The 6,640-nt window shown below is 73.9% G+C and carries 5 protein-coding genes; 1 reads left to right on the top strand and 4 read right to left on the bottom strand.

The window, feature by feature from the left end:
- Nucleotides 1–195: 195 nt before the first annotated feature.
- From ME121_RS28095 to ME121_RS28080, 4 genes are all read right to left on the bottom strand, one after another.
- Nucleotides 196–1,881 (bottom strand): B12-binding domain-containing radical SAM protein, encoded by a 1,686-nt coding sequence (locus ME121_RS28095; protein ID WP_012320759.1) that lies wholly within the window; start codon nucleotides 1,879–1,881, stop codon nucleotides 196–198.
- A gap of 243 nt (nucleotides 1,882–2,124) precedes the next feature.
- Complete coding sequence (locus ME121_RS28090; protein ID WP_012320760.1) at nucleotides 2,125–2,967, bottom strand: SDR family NAD(P)-dependent oxidoreductase; 843 nt, start codon at nucleotides 2,965–2,967, stop codon at nucleotides 2,125–2,127.
- Entirely contained in the window at nucleotides 2,964–3,746 is a 783-nt protein-coding gene (locus ME121_RS28085) for an enoyl-CoA hydratase-related protein (protein WP_012320761.1), read from the bottom strand. Before ME121_RS28085 ends, ME121_RS28090 begins: the two co-directional genes overlap by 4 nt.
- Before the next feature lie 10 nt (nucleotides 3,747–3,756).
- Nucleotides 3,757–5,496 carry an acyl-CoA dehydrogenase family protein gene (locus tag ME121_RS28080; protein ID WP_042672505.1) on the bottom strand — a complete coding sequence of 580 codons (1,740 nt, stop codon included), beginning with the start codon at nucleotides 5,494–5,496 and terminating at the stop codon, nucleotides 3,757–3,759.
- Nucleotides 5,497–5,633: 137 nt separating this feature from the next.
- On the opposite strand from ME121_RS28080, the gene ME121_RS28075 reads away from it, so the two are divergent.
- Nucleotides 5,634–6,632, top strand: coding sequence for an L-threonylcarbamoyladenylate synthase (locus ME121_RS28075; protein ID WP_059409988.1), 999 nt, complete (start codon nucleotides 5,634–5,636; stop codon nucleotides 6,630–6,632).
- Nucleotides 6,633–6,640: the final 8 nt, after the last annotated feature.

Below are 6,640 nucleotides of genomic sequence, written 5' to 3'. Positions count from 1 at the left end.
CGATGATCGGCCAAGCCCGCAAGCGCGGCGGCATCACATCCCACGAACCGTCCCCATCCTGAGGTGCCGCGTCAGCGGCCTCGACGGAGGGCTCCAGGGATCGGGGCGGCTGCTGGAGCCCTCCTTCGAGGCCTCCGCTGCGCTCCGGCCCCACAGGGTGAGGGCGCCGGCGGGATGCGCTGAACGGGCGACCCGTCAGGCCACGGCCGCGAGGTGCTTGACCTCGGCCTTGGCCACCACCTTGCCGACCGGCGGCGCCTTGCAGGTCTCGGCCTCGGGCGCCAGGACGGGCGGCTGCACCCAGCGGCCGGCGTCGAGGTCGGCGATCCGGCCGTTGATCTCGCGGATGACGTAGCGCGAGAACGGGTAGACGTGCAGGTAGATCACCATGTTGGTGACCACGGCCTCCAGGGCGGCCGGGTTGCGGCGGGCGGTCTCCAGGAACACGCTCCAGAAGTGCTTGGCGAGTTCCGGACGCCGCACGGTCATCCGCCAGCACACGCGCAGCAGCGAGTAGAGATCGTGGGCGACGTGGCGCCAGTTGAGCTTCTGCGCGGCGAATCTCGGCCGCTTCACCCGCCGCGCCACCACCCGCACCCGGTCGAAGAAGTTCGGCGGGTCGTAAATCTCCTGGAGGACGTCGCGGTAGTCGGCGAGCACGTCGCGCTGCGGGCGCAGGGTCACGAAGTTGATGCCCTGCGTGCACTGGTCGCCCTGGTCGGCCGTGGTCGCCGCGTAGTTCTCGTAGAGGCGGCCCTCCTTGCGCAGGCGGCGCGAGAGCTGCGTGTTCGGCAGCGCGAACAGCAGGCCGACCATGGCGATCGGGATGCCGGTCTGGCCGATGCACAGCGACATCGCCTTGCTGATGCTGTCCTTCTCGGTGTCGAAGCCGACGATGAAGCCGGCCGTGACGAACATGCCGTGCTCGTAGAGCTTGTGCACGCTGTCGGCGATCGAGCGCTTGGTGTTCTGCTTCTTCTGCGTCTGGATCAGCGTCGCCTCGTCGGGCGTCTCGATCCCGGTGAACAGGGCGAAGAAGTTCGCGTCCCGCATCATCCCGAGCAGTTCGTCGTCGTCCGCGAGGTTCAGCGAGGCCTCGGTGGAGAACTTGAACGGGTAGCCGTGCGCTTCCTGCCACTGGATCAGGTGCGGCAGGAACAGCTTGATCGCCTTCTTGTTGCCGATCAGGTTGTCGTCGACGAAGTCGACATGGCCGCGGTAGCCGAGGCCGTAGAGCCGGTCGAGCTCGGCCAGCATCTGCGGCGTGGTCTTGGTCCGCGGGGCGCGGCCGTAGAGCTCGATGATGTCGCAGAACTCGCAGGTGAACGGGCAGCCGCGCGAGAACTGGACGCCGATATAGAGGTAGTGGCTGAAGGTCAGCAGGTCGAAGCGCGGGATCGGGCTCTTGGTGACGTCGGCCTTGAACTTCTCGGCCGTGAGCCGGCCGCGGCGCTCGCCCGCCTCCCAGGCGGCCACGAACTTGTCGAGGATGCCCTCGGCCTCGCCCAGCACCAGGAAGTCGGCCTTGTCGTAGACCTCCGGCGTCGAGGTCGGGGCCGGGCCGCCGACGCAGACCGGGGTTCCGAGCGCCACGCAGCGGTCGATGACCACGAGGCAGTCCGGCTCCTGGGGCAGCATGCCGCCAGTCATCACGAGGTCGGCCGCCTGGATCTGCGCGTCCGTCAGCTCTTCGCAGTTGCGGTTGACCAGCGTCACCTGCCAGGCCGGCGGCAGCATCGCGGCCAGCGTGATCAGGCCGAGCGGCGGCGCGGGCGCGCGGGCGCCCTGCAGCTCCATGGCCTCTTTGAAGTTCCACATGGAGTTCTCGTAGAACTTCGGGAACACCATCAGCACGCGCGGGGCCGTGTTCGCTTCCGACATGCCAGTTTCCCTCGTTCACACGCGCGGTCCCGGCCCGACCGGAGATCGGAACGGGCACAGGATCGACCCCTGACCTGCGGGCGAATTAAGGCCGTTTTTCGCTCCCGCAGCAATCGGAGCCGCCGATCCCGACAGGACGCGCGTCCGGACCCGGTGAATCAACCCCGCCGACGGGTCATGGGGCGGATCCGGCCCGTTTGCCGCGGGGCTGCGCCATTCGGGCGACAGGTCTAGCCGGAACCGTCACGGCCCGACGCGGAACCGCTCCGGCCGCGTCCCGTCGGCGTCGGTGAACCCGTAGACCCGCGCGAGGTCGCCGGCATGCAGCACGGCGCCCGCCCGCGCGGCGATGCCGGGGTCGGCGGCGAGCGCCGCCAGCGCCCGGCCGGCATAGAGCGGGCTCTCGGTGGCGTGCTGCGCGTGGCCGAGGTCGCGCGCCCGCTCGGTGGCGACGAAGCCCGGCGAGAGGCCGAGGGCGGTGACGCCGTGGGGCGCGAGCTCCCGCGCGAAGGCCAGGGTCAGCCGGTTGGTCGCGGCCTTGGCGGAATCGTAGAACACGTCGCCGAGGTAATCTTCGGTCCCGAAGGAGACGAGCGCCAGCAGCCCGGCCCGCGCCGCCACCATGGCGGGGGCGACCGCGCGGGCGAGCAGCAGGGCCGGCAGGGGCCCGGCCTCGAGGAGGCCGAGATACGGCTCTGCCGAGCGGCGCCAGAACGGCGTGCCCCAGCCGGCGCCGTCCGGGTAGCGCTCGCCGTCGTAGCCCTCGTTGCCGCTCCACACGCTGCAGGCCGCGACGTCGATCCGCCCGAACCGGCGGAGCGCCCAGTGCATCAGCGCGTCAGTGGCGCGCTCGGAGCGGTGGTCGCACAGGTAATGGTGCCCGCGCCCGCCGGCCGCGTCGACCGCGCGGGCCGTGTCCTCGATCGCCTCCGCGCGCATCTCGGTGCGCGGGCCGGTCTCGCTGGAGCGGGCCGTGACGATCACCGTGGCCCCCGCCTCGCCCAGCGCCCGGGCGAGTCCCCGGCCGACACCCCGCGACGCGCCCGCGACGAGGCAGATCTTCTCGGAGAGGTCGGGCGGGCTCACGCCGAGGCGGCGGGCTTCGACCGCGACAGGAAGGCGGCGAGCCGCTCCTGGGATTCGGGCGAGCGCAGCTGGGCGTCGAAGGCCTTGGCCTCGGCCTCCAGGGCCGCCTCGACCTGCGCCTGGTCGCCCCGGATCAGCGCCCGGGACGCCGTCAGCGCCCCGCGCGGCAGGGCGGCGAGGCGCGCCGCCTGCGCGATCGCCTGCTCGACCAGCATGTCGGCCGGCAGCACCGCGTTGACGAGACCCAGCGCCTGCGCCTCGTCGGCCTCGAGCGGCCGCGACAGGAGCAGCAGCTCGGTGGCCCTGAGCCGGCCGACCCGCAGGGGCAGCAGGTAGCTCGACGCCGCCTCCGGCACGAGGCCGAGCTCGACGAAGGGCATGCGCAGGCGCGCCGCCGGGCTCGCGTAGACGAGGTCGCAGTGCAGGCAGAGGGTCGCGCCGATGCCGACCGCGATCCCGTCGACCGCCGCCACCATCGGGGTGCGGGTGCGGGCGAGCTGGCGGATGAAGGCCAGCGCCGGCGAGGTGCTGAAGCCGTCCTCGGCCCTGTCCCCGGACGCCTGGCGCATGAAGTCGGCGAGGTCGTTGCCGGCGCTGAACATGCCGGGCTGCCCGGCGAAGACCACGGCGCCGACCGCGTCCGACGCGTCGGCCTCCGCCAGGCCCGCGCGCATCGCGTCGTACATGGCGCCCGTGAGGGCGTTCTTCTTCTCCGGACGGTTCAGGGTGATCAGGCGGACGCCGCCCGCGAGGTCGTCGATCGTGACGGGTTCGGCCATGGTCCGCTCCTCAAACCGCCAGCGCCAGGGCGGCGTCGTCCGTGAAGGCGCCGCCCTCGACCACCGCCTGCTCCAGGCCGGAAGCGGCCACCAGGAGGTTCTCGGCGTAGAACCGGGCGAGCGCGATGCGGGCCGCGTGCGCCGGGTCCGTCTCGCCCGCCTTCCGGGCGGCGCTCGCGGCGAGCGCGCTGCGCGCGAGGCAGGCGGCGCCCAGCGTCAGGCCGAACAGGCGCAGGTACGGCGTCGCGCCGGCGAGCGCCGCCTCGGGGCGGTTCGAGCTCAGCGCGGCGAGCTGGTGGCTCGTCGCCCGGTCGAGGCTGCCGATCCCGTCGCGCAGCCGCGCCGCCATGTGGCCGAAGGCGGGGTCGCCGGCCTTGAGCAGCCCCTCCGCGGCCCGGCGCATCCAGGCGATCTGCGACCGCGCGGTGCCCCCACCGTTCAGCGGCAGCTTGCGGGCGGCGAGGTCGATGGCCTGGATGCCGTTGGTCCCCTCGTAGATGCCGAGGATCCGGGCGTCGCGCATGAGCTGCGCCGCCCCGGTCTCCTCCACGAAGCCCATGCCGCCGTGGACCTGCACGCCGAGCGAGGTCACCTCGTTGGCGAGGTCGGTGGCGAAGGCCTTCGCCACCGGGGTCAGCAGCGAGGCGCGGTCCAGGGCGGCCTGCCCCTCCGGCCCCTTCGCGGCGTCGAGGGCCGCGGCGGTGAGGTAGCAGATGGCGCGGGCGGCCGCCGTCGAGGCCTTCATGGTGAGCAGCATGCGCTGCACGTCCGGATGGGCGGCGATCGGGCTCGTCGCCTCGGCGGCGCCGACGGCCTTGCCCTGGCGGCGCTCCTGCGCGTAGGCGAGCGCGCGCTGGGTCGCGGCCTCGGCGACGCCGACGCCCTGCAGGCCGACATTGAGCCGGGCCGCGTTCATCATCGTGAACATGCAGGCCAGCCCCTTGTTCTCCTGGCCGATCAGCCAGCCGGTCGCGCCGCCCTGGTCGCCGAACGCCATGGAGCAGGTCGGCGAGGCGTGGATGCCGAGCTTGTGCTCGATGCCGGAGCAGCGCAGGTCGTTGCGGGTCCCGTCCGGCAGCACCTTCGGCACGAGGAACAGCGAGATGCCCCGCGTGCCGGCGGGCGCGTCGGGCAGCCGGGCCAGGACGAGGTGGACGATGTTGTCGGCGAGGTCGTGCTCGCCGTAGGTGATGTAGATCTTGTTGCCGGTGATCCGGTAGGTGCCGTCGCCCGCCGGCACGGCCCGGGTGCGCAGCAGGGCGAGGTCGGAGCCCGCCTGCGGCTCGGTCAGGTTCATGGTGGCGGGCCACGCGCCCGAGACCAGCTTCTCGAGGTAGCGCGCCTTCAGGTCGTCGGAGCCGTGGGCGGCGAGCGCCTCGATGCCGCCCTGGGTCAGGAGCGGGCAGAGGCCGAAGGCGAGGTTGGCACCGTTCCACATCTCGGTGCAGGCGGCCTCGATCAGCTTCGGCAGGCCCTGGCCGCCGTGATCGGCCTCGGCCGAGAGCCCGTTCCAGCCGCCCTCCGTGAAGGTGCGGTACGCCTCGCGCCAGCCCGGCGGCGTGGTGACCTGCCCGTCCGCGAAGGGGGTGCCGTGCCGGTCGCCGACCCGGTTGAGCGGCGCGATCACGCCGGCGGCGATCCGGCCGGCCTCGGTCAGGATCGCCTCGGCGTCGTCGGGATCGACCGCGTCGAGCCCGGCCACGTGCCGCAGCGTGAAGAGCATCTCGGGGACCGGGGCGCGGTAACTCATACGATCCTCCCGTGTGGCGGCCCGCCCGCTCGTTCGGTCCGGGGCGGGTTTGACCGCGCCCGCGCACCGGCGCTAGGGCGGGGCGAGGATAGGCGCGCGGGGCTCGCGCGGCCATGACCTCGGAGACGGCTTCCCGCATGAATGATCCCGGGTCAACGGTCCCGTCCGCGACCCGGCGGCTTCCCGCCGACGCGGCCGGCCTCGCGGAGGCCGCCGCCCTCCTGCGGGCGGGCCGTCTCGTCGCCTTCCCCACCGAGACCGTCTACGGGCTCGGGGCGGACGCCACCGACCCCGCCGCGGTGACGGGCATCTTCGCCGCCAAGGCGCGGCCGCGCTTCAACCCGCTGATCTCGCACCTGCCCGACGCGGTGGCGGCCCTGGCGGAGGGGGTCTTCGACGCGCCGGCGCGCCGCCTCGCGGAGGCCTTCTGGCCCGGCCCCCTGACCCTGGTGGTCCCGGCGCACACGGGCACGCGGGTCTGCGATCTCGTCCGCGCCGGCCTGCCGAGCCTCGCGCTACGGGTCCCGGCGCACCCGCTCGCGCGGGACCTCCTGGCGGAGGTCGGGCGGCCGGTCGCGGCGCCCTCGGCCAACCGGTCAGGGCGGGTGAGCCCGACCCGGGCCGCCCACGTCCTCGACGATCTCGCCGGCCGGATCTCCGCGGTGCTCGACGGCGGTGACACGCCGGTCGGCGTCGAATCGACGGTGGTGGCCTGCCTCGGCGGCCCGCCGCGGCTGCTGCGGCCCGGCGGGATCACCCGGGCGGCGCTCCGCGACGTGCTCGGTCTCGATCCGGCGGCGCCCGAGGCGGCGGATGCCGACCGGCCGGCGGGCCCGGGCATGCTCGCCTCGCACTACGCGCCGCGGGCGCGGGTCCGCCTCGACGCGGTGCGGGTCGAGCCCGGCGAGGCGGCCCTGCTGTTCGGGCCCCGCCCCCCGGCCGGTCACGAGACCGCGCGGGCCAGTCTCAACCTGAGCCCGGCGGGCGATCCCGCGGAGGCCGCTGCCCGGCTGTTCGGCGCCCTGCGCGACCTCGACGCCTCGGGGGCCGAGACCATCGCGGTGGCGCCGATCCCCGAGGACGGCCTCGGCGAGGCGATCCGAGACCGCCTCGCCCGGGCGGCCGCGCCCCGCTGACGGCGGAG

Origin of the sequence: Methylobacterium sp. ME121, assembly GCF_000974725.1 — a bacterium.
In the GTDB taxonomy this organism is placed as follows: Bacteria; Pseudomonadota; Alphaproteobacteria; order Rhizobiales; family Beijerinckiaceae; genus Methylobacterium; species Methylobacterium radiotolerans.
The sequence above is the reverse complement of the archived record's forward strand: the minus strand, read 5'-3'. Positions and strand labels throughout refer to the sequence as shown.